At 32.8% G+C, this 25695-nt stretch carries 19 protein-coding genes; 4 read left to right on the top strand and 15 right to left on the bottom strand.

What is annotated here, in order from left to right:
* Positions 1-2 precede the first annotated feature (2 nt).
* Both INR78_RS04760 and INR78_RS04755 read left to right on the top strand, forming a co-directional pair.
* Positions 3-3443: a T9SS type A sorting domain-containing protein gene (locus INR78_RS04760; RefSeq protein ID WP_223077690.1), complete on the top strand. Its 3441-nt coding sequence runs from the start codon at positions 3-5 to the stop codon at positions 3441-3443.
* Positions 3444-3544: 101 nt separating this feature from the next.
* Positions 3545-5650, top strand: a complete 2106-nt coding sequence (locus INR78_RS04755) for a M13 family metallopeptidase (RefSeq protein ID WP_223077689.1) — start codon at positions 3545-3547, stop codon at positions 5648-5650.
* 70 nt (positions 5651-5720) lie between these two features.
* Here the strand turns inward: INR78_RS04755 and INR78_RS04750 are convergent, their stop codons facing one another.
* Both INR78_RS04750 and INR78_RS04745 read right to left on the bottom strand, forming a co-directional pair.
* A complete protein-coding gene (locus INR78_RS04750; protein WP_223077688.1) occupies positions 5721-6428 on the bottom strand; it encodes a hypothetical protein in 708 nt (235 codons plus the stop codon).
* Between the two features lie 78 nt (positions 6429-6506).
* Positions 6507-8810 (bottom strand): M28 family peptidase, encoded by a 2304-nt coding sequence (locus INR78_RS04745; protein WP_223077687.1) that lies wholly within the window; start codon positions 8808-8810, stop codon positions 6507-6509.
* Positions 8811-8921: 111 nt separating this feature from the next.
* Here INR78_RS04745 and INR78_RS04740 point away from each other — a divergent pair, with 111 nt between their 5' ends.
* The gene (locus tag INR78_RS04740; protein ID WP_027879176.1) at positions 8922-9389 is read left to right on the top strand and encodes a CBS domain-containing protein; all 468 of its coding nucleotides are present in this window, start codon (positions 8922-8924) and stop codon (positions 9387-9389) included.
* Here INR78_RS04740 and INR78_RS04735 read toward each other — a convergent pair.
* The 6 genes from INR78_RS04735 to INR78_RS04710 all read right to left on the bottom strand — a co-directional run bounded on the left by INR78_RS04735 (position 9386) and on the right by INR78_RS04710 (position 13289).
* A complete protein-coding gene (locus INR78_RS04735; RefSeq protein ID WP_223077686.1) occupies positions 9386-10075 on the bottom strand; it encodes a hypothetical protein in 690 nt (229 codons plus the stop codon). The two genes, INR78_RS04740 and INR78_RS04735, sit on opposite strands and share 4 nt — an antisense overlap.
* Positions 10076-10137: 62 nt before the next feature.
* Entirely contained in the window at positions 10138-11223 is a 1086-nt protein-coding gene (locus INR78_RS04730) for a DUF2891 domain-containing protein (RefSeq protein WP_223077685.1), read from the bottom strand.
* Between the two features lies 1 nt (position 11224).
* Positions 11225-11572 (bottom strand): hypothetical protein, encoded by a 348-nt coding sequence (locus INR78_RS04725; RefSeq protein ID WP_027879173.1) that lies wholly within the window; start codon positions 11570-11572, stop codon positions 11225-11227.
* Positions 11569-12105, bottom strand: a complete 537-nt coding sequence (locus INR78_RS04720) for a GNAT family N-acetyltransferase (RefSeq protein WP_223077684.1) — start codon at positions 12103-12105, stop codon at positions 11569-11571. Before INR78_RS04720 ends, INR78_RS04725 begins: the two co-directional genes overlap by 4 nt.
* Positions 12106-12597, bottom strand: coding sequence for a DUF6265 family protein (locus INR78_RS04715; RefSeq protein ID WP_223077683.1), 492 nt, complete (start codon positions 12595-12597; stop codon positions 12106-12108).
* Positions 12598-12638: 41 nt separating this feature from the next.
* Positions 12639-13289 (bottom strand): fused MFS/spermidine synthase, encoded by a 651-nt coding sequence (locus tag INR78_RS04710; protein WP_223077682.1) that lies wholly within the window; start codon positions 13287-13289, stop codon positions 12639-12641.
* Between the two features lie 177 nt (positions 13290-13466).
* Here INR78_RS04710 and INR78_RS04705 point away from each other — a divergent pair, with 177 nt between their 5' ends.
* Positions 13467-13799 (top strand): single-stranded DNA-binding protein, encoded by a 333-nt coding sequence (locus INR78_RS04705; RefSeq protein WP_223077681.1) that lies wholly within the window; start codon positions 13467-13469, stop codon positions 13797-13799.
* Between the two features lie 59 nt (positions 13800-13858).
* Here the strand turns inward: INR78_RS04705 and INR78_RS04700 are convergent, their stop codons facing one another.
* The 7 genes from INR78_RS04700 to bglX all read right to left on the bottom strand — a co-directional run bounded on the left by INR78_RS04700 (position 13859) and on the right by bglX (position 25695).
* Positions 13859-15238: a sugar porter family MFS transporter gene (locus INR78_RS04700; protein WP_223077680.1), complete on the bottom strand. Its 1380-nt coding sequence runs from the start codon at positions 15236-15238 to the stop codon at positions 13859-13861.
* A 15-nt stretch (positions 15239-15253) separates the two neighbouring features.
* Positions 15254-16099 carry an endonuclease/exonuclease/phosphatase family protein gene (locus INR78_RS04695; protein WP_223077679.1) on the bottom strand — a complete coding sequence of 282 codons (846 nt, stop codon included), beginning with the start codon at positions 16097-16099 and terminating at the stop codon, positions 15254-15256.
* Positions 16100-16101: 2 nt separating this feature from the next.
* Entirely contained in the window at positions 16102-17955 is a 1854-nt protein-coding gene (locus INR78_RS04690) for a family 43 glycosylhydrolase (RefSeq protein ID WP_223077678.1), read from the bottom strand.
* A 91-nt stretch (positions 17956-18046) separates the two neighbouring features.
* Positions 18047-19735, bottom strand: a complete 1689-nt coding sequence (locus INR78_RS04685; RefSeq protein ID WP_223077677.1) for a sulfatase — start codon at positions 19733-19735, stop codon at positions 18047-18049.
* A 116-nt stretch (positions 19736-19851) separates the two neighbouring features.
* Entirely contained in the window at positions 19852-20739 is an 888-nt protein-coding gene (locus INR78_RS04680) for an alpha/beta hydrolase (protein ID WP_223077676.1), read from the bottom strand.
* Positions 20740-23292 (bottom strand): glycoside hydrolase family 2 TIM barrel-domain containing protein, encoded by a 2553-nt coding sequence (locus INR78_RS04675; RefSeq protein ID WP_223077675.1) that lies wholly within the window; start codon positions 23290-23292, stop codon positions 20740-20742.
* Positions 23293-23352: 60 nt separating this feature from the next.
* Positions 23353-25695, bottom strand: a complete 2343-nt coding sequence (bglX, locus tag INR78_RS04670) for a beta-glucosidase BglX (RefSeq protein WP_223077674.1) — start codon at positions 25693-25695, stop codon at positions 23353-23355.

Below are 25695 nucleotides of genomic sequence, written 5' to 3'. Positions count from 1 at the left end.
AAATGAAAAGAATATTACTTTTTGTATTTGCATTATTACTTTCAGTTTCTATCCAAGCACAATTTAATGAAAGCGCACCTTGGATGAAAATGTTAAATACATCCAACAGATCAAGTGACAATCCTTTAAAATTTCAACAAATTGTAGATGCTTTCAATAATTATTGGTTAACACACGATAAAGACCAAAAAGGAAGTGGTTATAAACCATTTAAAAGATGGGAAGCGTATTGGTCTAACTTTGTAAAAGAAGACGGGACTTTACCTACTTCAGAAGAATTATGGGATACCTATCAATTAGTGCAAAATCAGTCTCAAAACTTACGTAGTAGTAATGTACTAATAGATGAAAGTAATTGGATGCCAATAGGTCCATTTACACACACCAATACTGGTTCTTGGTCTTCTGGTCAAGGACGAGTTAATGTTATCGTTAAAGATCCAAATAATCCATCAACATTTTATGTAGGAGCACCTGCTGGAGGTATATGGAAATCTACAGATGCTGGTTTAACATGGAATACAACAACCGATAATTTACCTCAAATAGGTGTTTCAGGAATTGCGGTAGATGTCAATAATTCTAATATCATTTACATAGCAACAGGAGATGATGATGCAGGAGATTCTTACAGTGTTGGTGTTATGAAGTCTACAGATGGTGGTCAAACATGGAATACAACAGGTTTAAATCCTGGTAACTCACCAAGCTCTATGAATGACATATACATGCACCCATCTAACTCAAATATCTTATGGGTAGCAACTAATAGTGGTGTTTTTAAAACTACAGATGCTGGTGTGTCTTGGTCCAATCAAAACTCTTTAGGAGGAAGTAATGGTACAGCTGGATTAAATATTAAAGACATAAAAATACATCCAACAAACCCAGACATTATTTATGCAGCTTCTAGTAGCAGAATTTATAAATCAACTAATGGCGGAGAAAGCTTTAGTTTAGTTTCAAGTGGCTTACCTAATAACGGCGTTTCTAGATATGTAATAGATGTAACGCCTGCTAATCCAAATGTTGTCTATGCGTTAGCAGCAGACAATTCGTATAATTTTTTAGGGTTATATAAATCATCAGATTCTGCTAATTCTTTCACAAACGTAGCTTCATCTCTTACTGTCGGAGATATATTTGAATCTCCACAAGCATGGTATGATATGGCAATGACTGTATCAGATACTAATGAAAACGAAGTGTATACTGGAGTACTTAATATCTGGAAAACTACAGATAGTGGAGCAACTTTTACTAAAATAAATAATTGGAGTTCTCCTTTCTCTAGTTCTTATACACATGCAGATATTCATTTTTTAAGATTTTTTGACGGAGAATTGTTTGCAGGAACAGATGGAGGTTTTTATAAATCAAGTAACGGAGGTACAAGTTTTACAGACCTTACTGCAGGTATGCAAATAAGTCAGTTTTACCGTATATCTGTATCAAAACAATCTTCAAGTAAAATGGTTGGCGGTTTACAAGATAACGGTGGACACGCATTTTCTAATGGACAATGGCAAAACTATTATGGTGCAGATGGTATGGATACTGCAATAGACCCTAACAACTCTAATATATATTATGGTTTTACACAAAATGGAGGAGGATTGTATTATTCTACAAATGCAGGCGCATCACTAACAGGTAGTGTAAGTGCTCCTGCAGGAGAAAGTGGTAACTGGATTACACCTTTAGCTATGAGTGCTAATGGCGAATTATTTTCAGGTTACAATAGCCTTTACAAATTACAAGGAGGAAGTTGGGTAGCAGTTTCACCTTCTTTTGGAACTAATATAGATGTTTTAGAAATAGACGAAATTAATCCTAATAATATTTACGTAGGTACTAATTCTTCATTATATAAAAGTACAGATAATGGTGTAACATTTAATTTTACTTATTCGTTTTCTTCAAATATTACTTCTATAGAAGTTAATAATACAGATAACAATATTATTTATGTTACAACATCTGGTGTTGCAGGTCAAGTTTATAAATCTGTAGATGGAGGGATTAATTTTACAAGTATCTCAACAGGCTTACCAAATGTGACAAAAAACAGTATTAAACATCAAGCATTACACACTAAAAATCCTTTGTTTTTAGGAACTAGTTTAGGGGTATATAGGTATGATGATGATACTTTAATGTGGGAATTATTTAATAATAATTTACCAAACGTATCTGTAAGAGATATAGAAATTAATCTAATAGATAATAACATTACAGCAGCAACATATGGAAGAGGTATTTGGCAATCAAGTATTCCTTATGAGTTACCTCAGGATGACGTTAAATTAGTTTCGGTTTCTGGAATAGGACAAGCAATTGAATGTAACGCAAATTTAGCACCACAAGTAGAGCTTTTTAATAACGGACAAAATACGATTACATCTATCGACTTAACTTATAATATAGATGGCACACCTAATATGTTTACTTGGACCGGTACATTAGCATCAGAAACTTCTGTAACAGTAACTTTACCTTCATTTACATTGTCAAAAGGAACACATTCATTTAACGTGTCATCTACAATAAATAATGATGCTTTTGCTGAAAATAATAATTCAGAAACTTCGTACATAAAAGCAAACGCGTCTGGTACAACACTTGTAGTTAATACCTTTGAAACACCTGAAGAAGCATTATTAGTTTATGACGAAGGTACTACAAATCAATACTGGCAAAGAGGTTTGGCAAGTGGTACAACCTTAAACAGCACAGTAAACAGTACAAATGTATATGGTACTAATTTAAATGGTGATTATGCAGACAATACAAAAAGTTATTTAGTATCAGAATGTTTTGATTTAACAACAGTGTCATCACCAACGTTAGAATTTGATATGGCTTTTGATTTAGAACAAGATTGGGATATTGTATATGTAGAATACTCTTTAGATCAAGGTGCAACGTGGAGTTTGCTTGGGTCAAGTACAGATGTAAACTGGTATAATAATGGACTAACATCAGGAGAAAACGGAACTTGTTATAATTGTCCAGGAGGACAGTGGACTGGTGTAAATACAACTATGACACACTATACTTATAATTTATCTGCGTTTGGTACGGAGACTAACTTTATGTACAGATTCGTATTTCATTCAGATCAAGCTGTTAACGAAGAAGGCGTGATTATAGATAACCCAATCATATCTGGTACACCTTTAAGTACAGAAACTTTTAATAGTGAAACATTTAATGTATATCCAAACCCTTCTACAGGTATATTTAATTTAAAGACTGATAGCGTTCAGCAATTAAGTATATCAGTAATAGATATAACAGGTAAAGAAATATTTAATCAACAAAACGTAAATATTCAAGACAATAATTATAAAATAGATTTAAGTGATTATTCCTCAGGTATTTATATTTTAAATATTAAAACTTCAACATCAACAACAATTAAAAAGTTAATAGTTAAATAAAAGTTAATATAAACTTAAAAAAAGCGCCTTTCAAACTTATGTCAGGCGCTTTTTTTATATCTTGAGTCGCGTAATAACTAACATAGTCAATACTTATAACAATGAAATTCAACTTTAAAAATTTAGCATTAATGAGTGCTTTAGGCGGTGTTTTTCTTCTTGGTTGTAAAGAAGAAAAAAAAGCTGAAGAGATGGAAACAGCTCAAGTAGAAGTTTTGCCTGGTATAAATACAGAGTATATGGATACTTCTGTAAAGCCTAGCGAAGACTTTTTTAGATTCGTAAACGGAAAGTGGTTAGACACTAACGAGATTCCTGCAGATAGAACAGTTTGGGGTAGTTTTAACGAGTTAAGAAAAAAAACAGACGAAGATGCTTTAGCAATCTTAAAAGAAGCTATGTCTAATGATAAGGACTTAAAAGGTATCCAAGTTGTACCAGGTTCAGATCAAGAAAAGGCAGTGTTTTACTACCAAACTATTATGGATACTGTTGGTCGTAATAAAGCAGGTTTAGAGCCAGTAAAACCATATTTAGCTAAAGTAGAAGCAATAAATAACATTGAAGACTTACAAAACTATATGATAGAGATGGAGCCAGCTGCCGGCGGTGGTTTATATGGTGTAGGTGTTGGTGCAGATCCTAAAGATAGTGACCGTAATGTAGCTTATTTAGGTGGCGGTAGTACAGGTTTACCAGACAGAGATTATTATGTAAAAGATGATGCAGATTCTAAAGAAAAAAGAGAAAAGTATGTAGCACACATTACTAGAATGTTACAGTTTTTAGGAGACTCAGAAGAAGAAGCAAAAGAACAAGCAGAACAAATATTAGCTTTCGAGACGCGTCTTGAAGAAGCTAAAATGGATAAAGTAGATAGACGTGATGCTCGTAAACGTTACAATCCAAGATCTATAGAGCAAGTACAAGAAATGGTTCCGGAAGTAGACTGGAAAAAATTCTTTGCTGGTGTAGGCTTAAAAGATTTAGATACCGTAATTGTTGGTGATTTAGGTTATTTTAAAAGATTACACGAAGTATTAGCAGATAATAATGTAGATAACTGGAAAGCCTATTTAAAATGGAACACATTTAGAAGTGCTGCAGGCTACTTAAGTACAGATATCGAAACTGCTAATTGGGAGTTTTATGGAAAAGAACTTAACGGTGCAAAAGCACAGCGACCAAGAGAAGAGCGTGCTTTAGCAGCTTTAAACGGAACTTTAGGAGAAGCTTTAGGTAAATTATATGTAGATAAAAAGTTTCCGCCAGAAGCTAAAGAAAAAGCAGAGAAAATGATTAAAAACGTAATTCTTGCTTTCGAAAAACGTATAGAAAAGCTTGACTGGATGAGTCCAGAAACAAAACAAAAAGCTATCGAAAAACTAAAAGCGACTAAAGTTAAAATTGCGTATCCAGACAAATGGAAAGATTATTCTGATTTAGAAGTTAAAAGTGTAGAAGAAGGCGGATCTTACCTACAAAACTCTTTAAATGCTAGAGTTTGGAACTTTAATGAAGACATCAATAAATTAGACAAACCAGTTGATAAGTCAGAGTGGTATATGGCACCTCAAATTGTAAATGCATATTTCAATCCATCTTATAACGAGATTGTTTTTCCAGCAGCTATTTTACAACCACCTTTCTATAATTTTAATGCAGATGATGCTGTAAATTACGGTGGAATAGGAGCAGTAATTGGTCATGAAATCTCTCATAGTTTTGACGATTCTGGTGCGCGTTACGATAAAGACGGAAACCTTAACAATTGGTGGACAGACGAAGATTTAAAGCAATTTGAAGCTTTAGGTGAAGACCTTGCAAATCAATATTCAGAAATTGAAGTGTTACCTGATACAAAAATCAATGGTAAGTTTACTTTAGGTGAAAACATTGGAGATTTAGGAGGTGTTTTAGCGGCTTACGATGCTTTACAATTAAGCTACGAACAAAACGGTAGACCAGAAGAAACTATTGATGGATTTACACCAGAACAACGTTTCTTTATGAGTTGGGCAACAGTATGGCGTACAAAAATGCGTGATGATGCTTTAAAAACAAGAATTAAAACAGATCCACACTCACCAGGTATGACAAGAGCTGTACAACCTTTACTTAATGTAGATGCTTTTTACAAAGCTTTTGATATTAAAGAAGGAGACAAAATGTACATTGCTCCAGAAGACCGAGTTAGAATTTGGTAATCTGTAAAGTTTTATAAATAAAAAAGCCTTCAGTTATCTGAAGGCTTTTTTTTATAATTTCAACTTAAAACTACTCTTTAGTTTCAGTAGTTGTTTTTGGTGTTTTTTGTTGCATTAAAGCATTTTTAGCTAAACTAGCCATATTAAAATTAGGTGCTAAAGCTAAAGCTTCATCTAATTTTTTAATAGCTAAATCTATATTTGCTACTTTATCTTGATTGTATTTTACTAATGCATCTAGATAGGTAAAAGCAGCTTTTAAAGGTACAGTGTAAGGTTGTTGTGTTTCGTAGTAGGTTTTTCCTTGTTTTTCTTTTATACCAGGCATACCTAAATTAATATAGGCTTTAGCTTGTGTTAGATTATTAATGTTAAGGTTAAGTTCTGCAATTTCATAAGCCACTAAAGCATTTTTTGTTTTGTTATAAATTTTAGTGTAAAAAGGAATTGCTCTTTCAAATTCACCTAAGTTTTTTAGTGCTACAGCTTTTACTTCTATTGCAATATCAGAATCAGAATCTTTATTGTCAATTCCAATGGTATTTAAAGCTTGCGAAAATTTATTGTTTTGAAGATAGATGTAAGCTAAAGTATCTTTTCTTGCTTCAGATGGTTTTAAAACGTTTAAATGCGTCATTGCATTAATAATACCTTGTACGTCACCTTGCATTTGCATTTGTTGGTAATACGCTTCGTAATGCTTTATTAAAGCGTCATTATTTTGAGCAGTAAGACTAAGGCTAAAGCAAAAAATAGATAAATAAATTATGTGTTTCATTTTGTTAAAAATTTTTGTGGCTCAAAACTAAAAAAATATTTTGCTTAGTGGTCTTAAAATAAGTGAAATAAGCGTTAATTATTCTAAGCTAATTGTCTTTTTAACAATAATAGCGTCATTAAGCACAAAAGGTTTTGGGATCATATCTTTTGATCGTTTAGGAATACTAAATAATTCATTGTCTAATAAATCATTAGATGCTTCATAAAGCTCTATGCTTGTTTGTTGATTTTTTGGCACAGAAATTTCTAACTCTAAAGGCTCGTCATTTGTTACATAATAACAGAATAATCTATTACTTTTTCTATTGTTAAACACAGCAGAATCTTCTTCAGTTTTATTTTCAATCTTAACACCATTTATTTTAAAACTTTTAAACACATTTGTGGTGTCAGAAAACAATTCTATACGTTGCACATGTCTTTGTGGAATAATACAAATGTTATATGATCGCAAATTACCAATTATAGTATCGTTAGAAATTTCAATCTTTGGTTGAGGTATATTTTTTATTGGTGCAGATTTAGAATAACTAAAACCTGTACCGTATTTACTACCAAACGTATTATTGCCAAAAGCTTTAGCTTCTTCTGGGTTTTCACCTAAAAAATTAGTCGTATACGTATCTAAAATCTTATCATACGTTGCCCAAACAGCAGTATTTTTATCAGCATCTAACGCGTAAACTAAACTATTTGGTTTTGGTGAATCCTCTGTAAACTGCGAATTGAAATGCGCCATAAAAAAGCTAATAATTGCTAAAGTAAAAAAGCAATAACTCCATTTTTTTTTATGTTTTAAAAATCCAAAAACAGGTAGACAAAGTCCAAAAATAAGTACCAATAAGATAGCAGTGACAAATAAGATTTTTAGCCCTAAGCCAACAGGAAACATTATTATTAATGGCGACATAATAAATAACACAGGTATGCATAAAAACGCCAATATAATAGGGTTAGGTTTTTGTTGTCTTATTAAAACAAAAAGTGCTATTAACCCAAAATATACTGGGATAATAAAATAGCTTGCACCTTTTAGACCAAAAGCTGTTAAAGCACAAATTATTAACCAAAAGAATAGTGGAGCAATAAGTAAACTGCTTACATTATTTGTCTTGTAAACTTTACCGTAAACGTAAAAACTAATGGCTAATGTTAGTACTACAAAAAACCATATGTAGGTATGACCGTTATAGGTAAAACCGTGTAAAATTTCGTTGTATTCTGGGTAGATGGTTAAAATTAATTTCCATCCAAAAAATCCAACAAGTCCAGAAATTAGTAAGCTTAATAAAAAGGCAATAAAACCTTTGCCAATCTCTTTTCCTTTTAATTGTCGTTGTTTAAATCCATAAATTAATAATGCAATAAAAGCTACAAAAGCAATAACTAACATTGGTATAATCCAACTAAAAGGGTAAGTAACTGTCTTAAAAAAAGGAACATTAAAATAGATATAATCTTCAGTGCTTTTTAAGTTGGTTAGATTAGCTTGGCTAAAATGTTTTAATAAAGGCATCAAATACGTGCCTTGATGCTCTAATGTATTTCGGTCTAAACGCTGGTAATTATCATTAGCGGTGTGGTAATCAAAATGATCATCGATAAAGGCAAAATTAAAACCTTCAATATCGCCATCACGTCTAAAAACAGTCAAATCTGTATCGTTTGGCAGCATTTTGTAAATACTATACGCTAAACTATTGGCTACTGGATATTCTGGATTTGCAGCCACAAATTCTTTCATTAAACTAGCATTTCCGCCATTAGTTTCAATAAGCATATAACTTGGTCCGCCGCTTCCTCTAGCTTCAAAGTTTAAAACTAAACCAACATCTTTTGCCCAAGGGTGTTTATTTACAAATAATTCGGCACCATTTAGACCTAGTTCTTCAGCATCTGTAATACAAACAATAATATCGTTTTTAGGCGTGTTTCCTTCAGCTAAATACGCACGCAAACCTTCTAAAATGGTAACCACGCCAGAACCAGCATCACTTGCACCAATGGACGAATGCGGGTTACTATCATAATGCGTTAACAGCATTAAAGCTTTGCTGTTACTTTTGCCTTTAATTCGTGCTAAAATATTGACAGGTTTTGTAAAGTTGTTCCATTGACTGTTAGTAAAACCTTCCTGAGTTTCTGTAGTTAAACCTAGTTTTTCAAGTTCAGAAATAATATAATGTCTAACACGTGCATTCTCTTTATTTCCTGTGTAATGAGGTGCTTTAGAAATTTCTGCTAAATGCACCAAAGCTCTATCTGTAGAGAATTGTGATAATGGCGTGTCTAAGTTTGAAATTTTATTAGGAAGAAGTGCATCGAAGCTTAAATATACAGCTAAGCACAATACAAGAATAGCAATTAGTTTTTTAAACATTTTGAAGGTTTTGGTTTGCAGTATAAAAGTAAGAAATAATTGCGTGTATAAATATTTTAGGATAAGTGATTGAAAATAAGTAACTTTAGTTAAACCGAAAATTAAAAAATTATGGGAATTAAAAGTTTTGAAGGTTCTAGAAAAGGACAACAGCAAGTAGATGATACCTCTTTACAGGTTAAAGATTACATGACTAAAGATTTAATTACTTTTAAACCTACACAAAGTGTTGAAGAAGTTGTAGAAATTTTAATTAAACACAAAATTTCAGGTGGACCAGTTGTGAATGAAAACAATGAATTAATAGGAATTATCTCTGAAGGTGATTGTATTAAACAAATTAGTGAAAGTAGATACTACAACTCACCAACCCAAGATAGTCATGTAGAAAACCATATGGTAAAAAATGTTGAAACCATTGATGGTAACCTAAATATTTTTGATGCTGCCAATAAGTTTTTAAGTGCTAAACGCAGACGTTTTCCTATTATTGAAGATGGTAAATTAATTGGACAAATAAGCCAAAAAGATATTCTAAAAGCGGCTATGCAATTAAAAGGACATAACTGGAAACCTTAACGACCGTGTTTTGGTTTTAAAGCTTCTGTAGCATCTGTGATTAAAATCTTGTTTTTGTCTTTAGCCACTAATGTTGCTACACGAGAATAGTTGTAGTCTGAAACAGGCTGTTCTAACTCTACCCATTTTACGTAGCCAGCAACAGTAATACGTTCGCCAACTTCTATAATAGATTCGCGGTAACGTAATTGTTTGTTGAAACCAAAAAATCCGGTAGATTCTATGCCATAATTATTTAAAAGCGACTGAAACTCTGGTGTTGGATCATTAAATGTTCCGGAATTTGCTTTCTTATCAGACACCAAATAGGCGTAATAATTTTTAGGATTTTGCTTCGGGAAAATTAATAATCTTTCTCCTGTTTGCTCCACAAAAAAATCTTGAATTTTCTCCTCATCAACAATAGTTTTCCAATGTGAGTTTTTTCCGCTATTAACTTTCTTTTCAATAACAATTTGATAAAACACACATTCGCGTTGACTTAAAGGAGCAATTAAAGGTTGGTTAACGTTAAGTGCATTGCCTTCAACTTTAGAATAATGATGATTTTGTAAACTACCTATTTTACTAAAACGTAATTTTTTAAGCCGACGTAAAATAATGGTCTTTGGATTAAAATAGTAGATTAAAAAAATAATTATAGCAACAACAGAAACAATAGAGATGATTATGATAGATTTTTCCATTACGATAATTAAAAGCGTTTAATTGTACTGTATAAGTAGCGTTTTATAGATGTTAGTTACAATTATTTGCCAACTTTTAAAGCATGCAATGCAAAAGAAGCTAACCAATGTGCGCCAGCATATTCGCCAGTATCCATTTTTGAATAACTATCATTAAAATGCGTATTAGCTAACGTAATCATTTTATTGTTATCTAGTGCTTTTCCTATTTGGTATAAACACCACGTTCTACTAAAGTTTAAACCATCTAAATGTGCCATTTTACCATCCGTCTTATCTACAACTTCAACAGGAGATATGTATTGCGATGGTTGTGTTCTAAACCCAGGTAAAAATTGATCCAACCATGTTAAGTAGTCATCTTTAGGTAATACTTTTAACATTAAAGTAGCTTCTTCTAAGCATGGTGATAAAAAATCAAATCCGCCAGGTTCCCAATTTATGGGACAACCTTTATCATTTTGATAGAATATTTTAGCTCTTTCTTTAATGACTTTTGCTAATTCTGGACTGTAATTTTCAGCATAATCTAAAGCAAAGCTCATTCCAAAAGCAGTATTTGGATGTTCTCCTACACGGATTGGATAATTTAATTTCTTAAAAAATTCAATACACTTACTTTCGATTAATTGGGTTAAAGGTTCTAAGTTTTTATCTAATGCTTTTAACTCAGGAATATTAGATTCTTTTAAGCTTTTAGCTAATTTTAATAGCCAAGCCCAACCGTAAGTACGCTCAAAAGTTTTGTTATGTACATCATCAAAGTATTCAATTTCTTTTAAAACATTTTCTTTAGAAATGGTTGCTTGTAGTTTTTTTATAATTTCATCTTTTTCTTTAAAATCTGGGTACGTGTTAAGTATGTTAACTAGTGTCCAATGTCCATGTACAGCACTATGCCAGTCAAAACAACCATAAAAAGTAGGATGTAACTCTTTAGGTGTTTTTAAATACGTACTGTCTCCTAAAACTTGACCTAATTTGTTTGGATACTCTTGATCAATACAAGTGTAAGCAAAAGTATATAAGTAATCTGCTTTTTTTGTGTCAATAGTAATAGGTTTTACTATTTGTTCAGTATCAGTTTTTTGATTTTTGTTATTACAGCTAAGTATTATTAACGCTAAAAAGAGTAATGTGTATTTCATATTATTGTCGTTTTACAAGTGCGTAAAAATCATTGTCTAAAGGTAAATAGCCTTGATCGTACACAAAGTAATAGATTGTTCCTGCTTTGGTGGTGTAAATGCTAGTAAAGTAATTAAAATCAAATCCTTTTTCTATCAATTTTGTACGTGTAGTTTTTGTTTTTTGATCTGGATTTAAAGCTTCTAAAATACGCCAATTTTTACGTAAGCGATTATTTATATTTCTAATTAGATTTTTTCCGTCTTTATTTAATTTGTTGTTGTAAGCATTGCGACAACCATCAGAACAGAATTTTTTATCAATTCTTCCAACTATTTTGTCGCCACATTCTGGACAGGTTTTACTCATAGTTTTGGATTATTAATTTTATACCAACGTAAAGTCATTTTTTCTGGCGAAAAATAAAAATCGTTTAAATAATGTAAACCAATTTTTAATAACGCATTGTGTGATGCTTGATTATCTATGTGCGTTGTAGCATAAAGACGTTTTAAATTTAAAACTTCAAACGCAAATTTAGCAGCAGCTTTACCAGATTCGGTAGCGTAGCCTTTTCCCCAATAGTCTTCAATTAAACGGTAGCCAATGTCATAATATGTTGTGAAGCCATTCATATTATATTCGGTGTTAAGTCGTAAACCAGACCAACCCACATAATTACCCGTAGCTTTTTCTATGACCGTAAATCTGCCAATGCCACGTTCTTTATATTGTTGTTTTACACTGTCTATAACCTTTTGCGCTTCAGCTTTTGTCTTTATTGGTCTATTACCTAAATATTTATGTACGTTTGGATTACTGTCTAAAGTAAATAAGCCATCAAGATCTTCGTCACGCATTTCGCGAAGTAGTAAACGCTCGGTTTCTATATTAAAGGTCATTTATTTTTTGTAATTAAATTTCACTTCATCAACGTCATCTTCATTTTCAATAACGACGTAAATATTTATTTCGTTATCGCTTATTTTTTCAAAAGTAAATTGATCAAAATACACACGATTACCTTCAATTTTTACCAATTTAGCATCAACAGTTTCGTCTTTTTCTTCCCAGCCTTTAAAATCGGCTCCAAAATGTTTTAGTTGAAAAAGTAAGGTATTGTCTACTTCTCTAATGCCACCTATTTCATAAAAAACAACTTTTTGATCTACAACTAATTTGAAAGAAAACATCATTGAATCTCCTAATGGCGGACTCCAAGTTTCTTCTGTAATGCCTCCAAAAGCTTCACCTTTCCAGTGACCAGCAATCCAAGACACATCGCTTAATTTAGTTTCTGGTGACACTGAATTTTCAGTAAATTTTAAAGTGTTGTTCTGCGCGTATGTAAACGAAACAAAGAATAAACAAATGATAATAGCAAGTTGTTTCATAACAATGAAATTAAAGAGATTAAGGTACAAAAATTATTCGTTTACAAATGATTACGTTGGGCAATTAATAACGTATTGGTGCCATTTACTTTATTTAAAGTTTCAGTTTTGTACTTGTTTTGATTTAAAAATGAAATAATGCCAGCTAACTTCTGGTCGTTATTTTGATGTAAAGCAGCATTAAAAATAATTTGGTTTTTAACCGATGCAGTTTTTAAAATTGCTGACCAAAAATTGTTTGCTAAAACAAAGTTTGGCACTTCGGTATCAATAAAAATATCTAAGATGATGAGGTCAAAAAGTAATTTATTTTCATTTAAAAACTGAACAGCATCTTGACAAATTATCTTAAGGTTTTGATCTGTTTTTAAACTGAATTCTTCTTTAGCTAAATCAATAATTACAGGATCAATATCTACTCCGTATATCTGTTTTTTATAGTTGAAATCTTTTCGTAATGTTTCAATAACACTTCCGCCACCAAGACCTAAAACCAAAATATTCTCTACGGTTTTTAGTTGGATTTGCTTTAATCCAAATTTCAAAATTTGCTGTAAACTACCGTAAGAATAGTTAGCATTTTTAGTATTTAAATGCTTTTTTCCGTTGTACCAAGTAATTTCTAAAGTATCGCTATACTTAGATTTTATTTTTTTAGTAATCGGGTAGAAGTAGCTTAAAAGTCTTTTCATTACTGGTAAAAGTAGCTTTTTTGCTTCAAATAAAAAACATTTACAAACGACAACAAACGATTACATTCGACATTAAATAGGTAACAACCGAATAAAATTTGCAAGCTGTCTGATCTTTGCACTGTCGAAACATAAGAACTCGATAGTATTAACTGTTTAACATTAAAAATTAAAATTATGAACGCATTAAAAAACAAAGTACAGTTGATTGGTAGATTAGGACAAGATCCAGAAATTGTAACCTTTAACGACGGAAACAAAATGGCTAAATTTAGTCTTGCAACAGATGATAGCTACAAAGACAAAAATGGTAACAAAGTAGAACGTGCGTATTGGCACAATATAGTTGTTAAAAACGGTTTAGTAAAAGTAGTTGAAGAGTACGTTACTAAAGGTCAAGAAATAGCTATAGAAGGTAAATTAACTAACCGTACTTGGGAAGATAAAGAAGGTAATAAACGTTATGTTACAGAAGTAATATGTAACGAGTTATTAATGCTCAGCAAATAAGATTTAGATATTATATCAAATAAAAAAGGCTCGCTTAAAGCGAGCCTTTTTTATTGTTATTATTCTTTCCAGAATTCTTCAATTTCTTCTAAAGATTTTCCTTTAGTCTCTGGTATAAATTTATAAGTTAAAAATATAATCACTAGGATAAACGCGATAAATATAAAGTATGGCATTGATCCATTCCAAGGAGCGCTATTGTTAGCTTCACTTTCCATCACCATAGGGAATGATTGAGAGACTAAATAATTTGCAGCCCATTGTGCTGCTACAGCAACAGACATAGCTACACTACGGATTTTATTAGGAAACATTTCAGATAAAATAACCCATACAATTGGACCCATAGACATAGCAAAAGAGCCAATAAAAATTAAAACTCCTAATAAAGATATAAAGCCTACTGCACCTTGCTGTAAAGATACTCCTAAAAGTAAAAATCCTAATATCATACCAATAGAACCAATATATAATAAAGGTTTTCTACCAAACTTATCTACTGTAAACATAGCGATAAAGGTGAATACAAGATTTACAAATGCTAATAATATTTGTTGAGCTAAAACATCTTCTTTACCAAATCCTAAAGCCTTTTCAAAAATATCTGCACCATAGTATAATACAGCGTTAATACCTGTAAATTGTTGTAAGACAGATAATGCTGTACCAATAACTATTATAGCTAAAATCCCTTTAGAAAAATAATTAACTTTTACCTTGTTTTCAGTTTTTTCAAAAGAATTTTTTATTTCAACAATTTCTTTTTTAGCTTCTTCTACACCATGTATTTTACTTAAAATTTGTAACGCAGCACTATCATTTCCTTTTAATGCTAACCAACGAGGGCTTTTAGGTACAAAGAATAATAGTATTAAAAATAAACCACTAGGGATTAATTCTGACCAAAACATACGTCGCCAACCAAAATCTATATTTTCAGATTCTGTTAAATTATTTCCAATAAAATAGGTTGCTAAAAACACTACAAAAAAACCAACAACTATGGCTAATTGGTAATAAGTAACCATTTTACCTCTAATGTTACTTGGTGCTATTTCTGCAATATACATAGGTGCATTCATAGATGCGATACCAATACCTAAACCTCCAATAATTCTAAAAATAACTAATAAGGTTACAGATTCTTCAAAAAATGAAGGTAAACCTGATCCCCATGCAGAAATTGTAAATAGTATTGCAGAGATAATCAAAGAATACTTACGTCCTAGTTTAATACTTAAAGGTCCAGCTACAATTGCTCCTACAAAACAACCTAAAAGTGCACTACCAACGACCCAACCTTTCATAGCTGCATCTAATTCAAAATACTTACTTAAGTAAAATTGTGCGCCATTAATAACTCCTGTGTCATAACCAAATAGTAATCCACCTAAAGCAGAAACTATTGTGATTAGTAATAAGAAAATTTTTTTATTCATTTTAATCTATTAGTGTTAGTTAGTATCTTTTTTTAAAAACTGAAAAGTAATAAAAACAGGTAAATGGTCTGAAGGATATTTTAAATCCCAATTATCACTTAAAACTGCATATTTTTTTACTAAAATAGATGATTTTGTTACAAAAATATAATCTATCCTTCTTTTAACAGTTTTATCAAAATTAAATCCATTAAAAGTACCTTCTGGTCCAAATGCTAATTTGGCAATATTTTTACTATCATCTAAAATAGATGTGATTGTTTGTATAGGTTTACTATCAGGTTCTAAGTTAAAATCTCCCATTAATAAAACTGGATAGTTTTTTGTGTTTAATGTGTTTATCTTCTCAAGAATTAATGCCGCGCTTTCTAGTCTAGCAACTTCACCTACATGATCAAAATGCGTATTAAATACCCAAAATGTTTCTTTTGTCTTTTTATGTTGAAATAAAGCATAAGTACAAACACGGTTACAAACGGCATCCCAACCCATACTTACTTTGTCTGGAGTTTGGGACAACCAAAAAGTTGACGATTGAAGCACTTTCAACTCCTTATTTTTATAAAAAATTGCAGAAAATTCGCCTTCATTTTTACCATCATCTCTACCAACACCAACAAAACTATAATCTGTCAATAGGCTATCCATATATTTCATTTGATTGGGCATAGCTTCTTGCACACCTAAAACATCTGGTTCGTAAAATTTGATTTGATTCACCATGAATGGCTTACGGTTTGTCCAACTGTTTTTACCTTCTTTTGGATAATCTAATTTGATGTTGTAACTCATTATTTTCAAGTCTTGAGATAAGACCGAAAATGAAGTTAAAACAACTAAAAGTGTTATAAATTTTTTCATCTTTATTCTACATAAATAGTTTCAGTTTGTTCCGAAATACCATTTTCATTATATGCTTCTATGGTAAAATAATAAGGTGTATCTCTATCTAAACAGCGCATAAAATGAGAATTAGTATCGTAAACTTGCCAAGATTGGTAGAGTTTGTCTGGTGCAATTCCCCAACGTATGTTATACCCTTGCGCGCCTTCAACTTTATCCCAAGAGAATGAAATGTCTCTACGGTCTTTTTCACGATTAATTTTAAAATTTGACACTTTGCTTGGTGTTTCGCCTAAACCTAATCCAAAGACTCTAACTTCTGACATCGCGAAGTTATTTCCTGGTACTTTTATATTGTTATATCTAACGTATTTTGCTTTTACAGGTTTATCTAAAACAAGATAGGCATTTGGTGCGTCAATCTCAGATTTACTTCTATCTACAACCGTCTTCCAGTTTTTTCCATCTTCAGAAGTTTCAATAGTAAATTGATGTTTTAATCCTTCAACACGTGTGTAAATTCCTGATTCGTGATCGTGGTAATTTAACTGAATAGCGTGTACAGTTCCTTCATTTAACAATTCAATTGTAATCCATTGTTTATCGTCATTAGCTTCGGCAACCCAAAAGGTTTTTGGGTTTTCGTCGGTTAAAACTTTTGAAGTTATTTGTCCTTCAGCATTGGTTTCTGTTGGGATTTCTTTGACTTCAACTTCATCATCATTAGACGTAAATTTCATTATTTGTTGAAGCGAAGACGATACAGTTACATTGCCTTTATACGATAATAACATCCAACCGTTATGTTGTCCGGCTTTTGTTGGATGATTAGCACCATAACGCGGATAATCGCCGTACGATGTGTTGCTGTACATTAAACCGTCTTCATCAAAATAGGTAGGAAACATACATAAACGACGTTCCCATTGCGCGTTAGATGCCAATGCCATCGTCGCAAAATGCCAGTATTGACCGTTGGTTTGCTTTACTGTAATACCGTGTCCTGCACCATTGGTAAATCCGCCTGGTTTAAAACTCATCGGATTATTTTTCATATAGGAGAAAGGTCCAAGTGGCGAATCGCCAACATACACACCATCTGCGTAAACATTAAATTGTGTACCTGGTGCAGCGTATTGCAAGTAATATTTCCCGTTGTGCTTGGTCATTGACGCGCCTTCCATATAACCTTCTTTTAAAGTTGGATGAAAATTGTTTTCGCCAAATCGTTCCCAACCGTGCTTTTCTTCATCTAAATTTATCAATTCTTCTCTAACACCAGTTTCTAAGAAACGGTCATCTTTATTCAGCATTTTTACACGAATAGGATGCACGTTAGAACTTCCCCAATACAAATACGACTTACCGTCATCATCAATAAATAATTCGGAATCTTGAATATTGTTTGAAATGGAAGCTGTTGGTGTCCATAATCCTTTTTTAGGATCATCGGTATATAAAATACTTCCGTAACCAGCAGGATCACCAGCAAAATAAACTAGCGAATCTTTATAATTGAAAGCTGTTGGCGCATTGCTACCTTCAAAAAACCATTGTTGCGGTTTTATAAATTTCCAGTTCACTAAATCTTTGGAATGCCAATACCCAAATGAACGTGTTACGAACATATAATATTCGCCTTTAAATTCAATCACCGCAGGATCAGCACCAGAACGGTAAGATTGATTTCTGGCAGAATTGTAAACCATATAGGTATAATCAATATCTAACGGATTGATGTAGGTTTGCGTGGTGTCTATTGTTGTTGTTTCAGTTTTATTATCTTCTATAACAATAGTATTTTCTTGCTTTTGTTTACAAGATACCGTTGCTATAATTACGAATGCGAGTTGTATGCTATGTTTTAATTTCATCTGTTAATTTTTATTGTTTTTCAATCGTCAGATGGAACATCTTATTAATATGTTCACTAAGTGACTTGAGATTAATCAGAGATGTTTCATTTTAATGATGATGATATTTTGATCCTGTGTTACCTCTTAATCTTTCAAATTGCTTGTAAGCATTATCTACACGTTGCTTTGGCGCCTTTTCAAATTCTTTCTCGGTAACTTTATATTGTTCTTGTAATTCGGCTAAACGTGTTCTTAGTTTGGTTTCAATCTCGTCATAATTTTCGTCATTGATAAGATTAGTTAACTCTTTTGGGTCGGTTTGTAAATCATATAATTCCCACTCATCAATATCATCATACACGTGAATTAATTTATAACGATTGGTACGTATACCATACATCTTTTTTACCATATGGAATGCTGGATAATCGTAATAATGGTAGTAAACCGCATCTCTAAAATCTTCATTGTTTTCAGTACCATCTAATAAACCTGCAAATGATTTTCCTTGCATATCACTAGGAATATCAACATTTGCAAAATCTAAAAAGGTTTCAGCAAAGTCGAGGTTTTGCGTTAAGCCTTCAACAACAGTTCCTGGTTTAATTTTTTCAGGATATTGAATTAATAATGGCATTTTTAAAGATTCTTCATACATAAATCGCTTATCAAACCATCCTTTTTCGCCTAAATAAAATCCTTGGTCTGATGTGTACACAACAATGGTATTTTCGGTTAAACCGTTAGCATCTATATAATCTAAAATCTTCCCAATACCTTCATCTACCGAAGCTATTGTTGATAAATATTCTTGCAGATAACGTTGTCCTTTCCATTCTGCTAATGCTTTACCTGATAAATTAGCATCGTGGAAGGCATCATTTTTTGGTTGATAGGCTTTATCCCAAGCTGCACGTTGCTCTGGTGTCATTCGTTCAAAATCAGTTTTCCAAGGATTCCAAGCCAATTCTGGACTGCCTTTTTCTTTGGTCATTTTAAGGTCGTGACCTTCGTACATATCACGATAGATAGTCTGTAACTGCTCTTTTGATGCTGTTGAATTTTCGTGCTTTGTAAAATACGTATCAGGTAACGGAAATTGTACCGAATCGTACTTATTAACATGACGCAACGCTGGCATCCAATTACGATGTGGCGCTTTGTGATGTACCATTAAAAAGAAAGGCTGGTCGCTGTTTTTCTTTTCATCTATATAGTCAATTGCGTAATCCGTAATTAAGTCGGTTGCATAGCCTTTAACCACAGTGGTATCTGGTAATTTAGTTGTCCAATGTGCAGTGGTATCAATGTGTTTTCTGTTGATGTGAACGGTATCTTGAATCTTAATAAACTGCGGATTGTAATAGTTTCCTTGATCGTTTAAAATATTCCAGTGATCAAAACCTTCAGGATAACCGTGCAAATGCCATTTACCCACAATTGCTGTGTTGTAACCTGCTTCTTTTAGTAATTTTGGAAGCGTTTGTTGTGAACCATCAAAACGGTCGCCATTCATTCTAAATCCATTGACGTGACTATGTTTCCCGGTTAACACTACAGCACGACTTGGTCCGCAAATGGAATTGGTACAAAAGTTATTTTTGAAAATTGCACCGTTTTTTGCCAATCTATCAATGTTTGGTGTTGGTGCCAGTTGACCAATAGGATGACCATACGCGCTAATGGCTTGTGCAGCATGGTCGTCTGCCATAATGTAAATGATGTTTGGTCGTTTTGAGTTTTCAGTTACATCTGTATTGACAGCTTCTGACCTGTTTTCTTTGCAACCTAAAACCATCAGTACAAAAGCTAATAATAAAAAAAGAGAGTTTCCTATACTCTTGTTCTCGATACATTTCGACTTTTGGGTCGAAATACTCGAACTGACGATTTTAAACGTATTCAAAAAATGCATTACTTTTTCGTTTTTATAATTTTAGTTTGAATGATTTCATCGTTAATTACTGTACGCTCAAAAAAGTTGAACACAATATCTAATTCTTCATAAGGAATTCTGGAAATTTCATGACGTGCTTCTTTCACAATATTGAAATAGAAAGACGTTTCAAATTCCTCTAATTTATCAGCAATAATTTTAGAACCATCTAGCATTATATAACCGTCTTTTGTTGGTGCGCAATAATGGTGTGGCGCATTTCCGTAAGGTACCAATTGGTCTTTTGTACCGTGATACAACACAGTTGGCACAGCGTTTTCTGGCGTCATATAACTTGCATCTACAATAGCACCAGCGCAAGAAAAAGCGCCAGCGAATTTAACATCGCTATACGCTTCGACATTATCTATAAAATACTCGCGCATAAAAACTGCATTTAGAATGCCTTCAGCACCAGCACTACTACCACCAGCAATGATTTTTGTAGTATCAATTTGAAGTTCATTAGCGTGTTCAACCACATATTTTGCAGCATCCATATAATCGATAGCAGCTTGTTTAAAGGTCTCAAGCTTTTCGTCCTTACTACAATCGCAACCAAAACCTGTTTTTGTACCTTTTCTTAGCAAACGGTACGAAATGGAAATACCAATGTAATTCTGCTCTTTCGCTGCATATTTAACTAAATTTTCATCATCTATGTATTCTCTATGACCACCTGAAAATCCGCCACCATGCATCCAAAGCAATACAGGTAACGTGTCTGTTTTTTTGATGTTTTCTGGTGTGTAAACGTCTAGCTTTAATGTGTCTTTTCCTTTTATCGAGTAGGTGTAAGTCGTTTTGTTTTGTGCCGAAATTGTTAACACAAAAAAGAAAATAAATACGTTTATTACTAATTTCATTTAGTCTAGTTTTTCAATTAAAATGCCGCTAATAACAGGCAACCCTTCAATAGCGTTGAGTTTTAAAGTTAGTCCATTTTTTGTTTGAATATTTGCCTGAAGTGTTACACCATATTTCTCTGGATAGGCTTGGGCTAAATTCAATTGTTTTTGGATTAGTATATCGTTAATATACACATCAAAAATGCGCTGTGTCTTATTACTTTCTGATGTTTCTTCTGAGAGGTTATAAATATTTTCAGTTGGCTTAATTTGTGGTTCTACGAAGTATAATTTCACCTTATAGTTGCCTTCAGGAACGTCTAGTTGATATTCAGTACAACCTTCTAATAAGGTTTGAAATAATGGCTCTGCACCTGTGTTTTTAATATTATGTGGCAAACCTTGATTTTTATCTTTGGTCATCCCAAAAGCTGAACCATTTTTATATCCAAACCATTCTTTTTTATACGCTTGGTCTGGTACAAATGTGATGTTTTGTGCTTTATCATAAAAGTTGAAATGCGCACCTAAATTGATACCGAAACGTTTGAAGTTTTTAAAATCAAAAACTTCAATACGATTAACTTTTATTGTTTTTTCTTCGGAAATAGTTTCTGTTGAAACTCTAATAGAATTATTTCCATTTTTGAAAGACATATCAATAGAAACAACACCGTTTTCAACTTTAAAAACACCTAAATTGTGACCATTCAAATTGATATTGACGTCATTTTGATTAGAATATATTTGGATAGGAACAGTTTCATTTTCTAAAACCGTTAGTTGCTTTAAATAATCTGTTGAGATATGTATGAATGGTTTTTTATTATCTAAAACCGATTTGTACCAATAGTAAATGTCTTTTGGTGTTCGGTCGTATTGCACAAGTCCTTTTTGGTTGACGTGCGGAATGGCATCAGCACGAAATTCTGAACCAAAATCGGCAAAATTCCAAGCTGTCATTCCTGTCATAAACGGTCTGTCTGTAATCTGTTTGTAATACGATTGATGCAGTTTTGCTTGATAATTGGTGGAAAAGTCGAACTTTTTGGGTGTTTTGGTAAAAATTCTAACATCAGCGCCAGGACCATATTCAGACAACAATAACGAGCGCTTTGGATAACGTTGATGTTGTTGATCTAAGAATTTACCTAAATCTTCAATCTGTGCATCATACCAACCGAAGTATAGATTCCAACCAAACAGCATTGGTAAATCTGCTATGCCAGTATCGTTATAAACTTCGTTTAAATGACCAGCCATAACTGTAATGTGGTTAGGTGTCAATTTTCGGGTTAAATCTTCTAGCTGGTTGGCGAGTTTTAAAGTCGTTGTTTTTAGAGCTTCTTTTTCTTTATCAGACGACTTTTTATCGAATGCTAAACGCAGAAAAATTTCATTCATATAACCAAACATTACTACACTTGGGTAATTGTAATATTGTTTGATGTGCTCGTTTTGCATTGTATTTGAGACCTCAAAAAAGGTTTCAGAATCGGTCACTTTATTTACTATCGGTATTTCAGTCCATACCAAAATCCCAAGTTCGTCACAAAGTTTGTATAATTCTCTAGCATGTGGATAATGTGCAAACCGTATCACATTTGCACCCATATTTTTAATGAGATGAATATCTTGTTTTTGTAATTCTATTGGTACGGCATTACCATAATCTTTATAATCTTGATGACGATTAACACCAACTAATTTTATTGGTTTTCCGTTAAGAAAAAAGCCTTTTTCAGGATCTACAGTTGCCCAACGAAAGCCTAAATTAGATTGTTTTTGGTCTAAAATAGTTCCGTTTTTATCACTTAAGGTTAGCTGTAATTTGTATAAATACGGATTGTTTGGCGACCATAATTTTGGGTTTTTAATTTCAGGAAACTTGACCTTTACAGTTTCAGTTTTATTGGATTTTAAAGTTAATCCTTGATGTTCTTCTCTAACACGATTTCCTTCAGCATCAAAAATTTCAAGATATAAATGCGCATCGGTTTTGATTTCAAAATTATCTATCAATATATCAACTTTTACACTAGCTTTGTCGTTGGAAACGTTGTAATAATTGACATAAAAACCATCGGATGCAAAATCCTTTAAACTAAAATGCTGTTTTGGGACTTTAATCAATTCCACATCGCGATAGATACCTCCATAGAATGTAAAATCTGCATCAAGAGGCGGAATGTTGTCATTGTGAGAATTATCGACTTCAATTTCAATTAAATTATAAGCATCAAAGTTTAAAAGCGACGTAATTTCAACATTAAACGCTGTGTAACCACCTTTGTGATTGGTTGCTTTTTTTCCATTAATAAAAACAGTCGCTTCCTGATTTACAGCGTTAAATTTTAGATAGAAAATCTGGTCTTTATCTTGAGAAGACACATAGATTTGCTTTTTGTAATAGCCTAAGCCACGACGGTAACCAGACTCGTCATCAAAAGCATCTTTATCATTCCACGTATGTGGAATATTTACGGTTTGCCAATGGGTTTTATCTTCAGAAAATTGCCAACCCGAATTGATGATTTTAGATTGTGCGTAACTTAAAAAAAGGGAAGCCACACACGCCATTAAAACTAGGGAAAACGTCTTATATTTTATGTGTGGCATAATAATTAGCTATTAATCTAAAAGTTTGAATGATTTTTTTAAAGCAACATCAGAGTTTGTTCCGATAGCAACTTGGAATTCACCAGGTTCTGCAACAAAATCTAAATTAGAGTTGTAGAATTTTAAGTCTTCAACCGAAATTTCAAAAGTAACTGTTACAGTTTCACCCTTTTTAATAAATACTTTTTGGAAGCCTTTAAGCTCTTTTACAGGTCTTGTTACACTACCAACTAAGTCTCTTATGTATAATTGAGCTACTTCTTTTCCGTCGTAATCACCAGTATTTGTAATATCTATAGAAACATTAATTATGTCGTTTTGAGACATTGATGTTTTATCTAGTTTAATATCACCATACTCAAAGGTAGTGTAGCTTAATCCGTAACCAAAAGGATATAAAGGCTCGTTACGAACATCTAAATAATTGGTTTTGAATTTTTCAAAATGACCTTCGTCGTTTCCTAATGGGCGACCTGTATTTTTATGATTGTAGAATAACGGAACTTGACCAACATTTCTTGGGAATGTTGCTGTTAATTTTCCTGAAGGGTTAACATCACCAAACAACACATCTGAAATGGATAAACCAGCTTCGCTACCAGGGAACCAAACATTAAGGATCGCAGGAACAGTTTCATTCTCTTCAACTAACGTTAAAGGTCTACCTGTAAACAGTACTAAAACAACCGGTTTTCCTGTTTTTAATAAGGCTTGTAATAAATCTTTTTGAACTTGCGGAATACCTAAATCTGTACGACTACTACTTTCGCCACTAAACTCAGCAGATTCACCAATAGTAGCTACAATAACATCAGATTTTTTAGCGATTGCTAGAGCCTCATCAAGCATTTGCTGATCGGTTCTTCCATCTCTTGGGATATCTTTACCGAACATTGTAACGCGTTTTTCTAAATCTAAATCGTAATCTACATTACTTCCTTTTGCATATAACAAATTAACATCGTTACCAACGGTTTGTTGTAAACCGTCCCAAACTGAAATAGAACTTTGATGATCTGTAGATACAGACCAAGTACCAGCCATATTACTATTAGCTTTAGCTAACGGACCAATAACAGCAATAGTACCAGATTTTTTTAATGGTAAAAGCTGATTATCATTTTTTAATAACACTGAAGATTCTGCACCAACAAGACGTGCATAATCTCTATTTTCTTGTGTGTAAGTTTCGTTTTTAGCACGCTCTTCACTGCAATATTTGTAAGGATTGTCAAATAAACCTAATTGATATTTTGCGGTTAACACACGTGCTACAGCAGTATCAATATCTTCCATTGAAATTTTACCTTGGTCTAACGCACCTTTTAAAGCATGGGTAAAAGAGGCTTTAATATTTGGCGAATCACCAGCCATATCCATATCTAATCCAGCTTTTAATGCTAGTGACGTTACATCGTATTCATCACCCATTCCGTGTGCACGCATTTCGTAAATACCAGTATAATCAGACACTACAAAACCATCAAATCCCCAATCATCACGAAGTAAATCGGTTAACAACCATTTGTTTCCAGTTGCAGGAACACCATCAATCTCGTTAAAGGATGCCATTACAGAGCCAACACCTTCGTCTACAGCAGCTTTGTAAGGCGCTAAATATTCGTTATACATACGAATACGGCTCATATCTACCGTATTGTAATCTCTACCTGCTTCTGGCGCACCATATAATGCAAAGTGTTTTACACAAGACATTAAGGTATTATTTGCAGCCATATTATCTTGCTGATAACCACGAACCATAGCGCGAGCAATAGCACTACCTAAAAACGGATCTTCACCATTTCCTTCGGAAACGCGTCCCCAACGTGGATCGCGAGAAATGTCTACCATTGGCGAAAAGGTCCAGTTGATACCGTTTGCACTTGCCTCATTAGCTGCGATTTGTGCTGTTTTTTCAATCATGTCCATATCCCAAGAGGCAGATAAACCTAACGGAATTGGGAATGTGGTTTTAAAACCGTGAATTACATCCATTCCGAAAATAAGTGGAATACCAAGTCGGCTTTTTTCAACTGCAATTTTCTGAACTTCATAAATATTTTTTGGATCTTTAATATTGAAAAGACCACCAATTTTTCCGTCTTCAATCTTTTTTACAACATCAGTACTTTTTGAAGCACCTGTTGTAATTGGACCTGTAGCAGGAAGGTTTAATTGACCAATTTTTTCATCTAAAGTCATTAACCCGATAATGGAATCTACTTTAGTTTGATAAGGGTTATCGCTTTTTGACGATGTTGTTTTATTGCTATTGGTATTGCATGATATAGCAGTTAATAACCCAAAACCTATTGCTAGGGATTTTATGTTAGTAAGTTTAAGCGTTGTCAT

The sequence above is a fragment of the Mesoflavibacter sp. SCSIO 43206 genome (assembly GCF_019904215.1).
Classification (GTDB): Bacteria; Bacteroidota; Bacteroidia; order Flavobacteriales; family Flavobacteriaceae; genus Mesoflavibacter; species Mesoflavibacter zeaxanthinifaciens.
The sequence above is the reverse complement of the archived record's forward strand: the minus strand, read 5'-3'. Positions and strand labels throughout refer to the sequence as shown.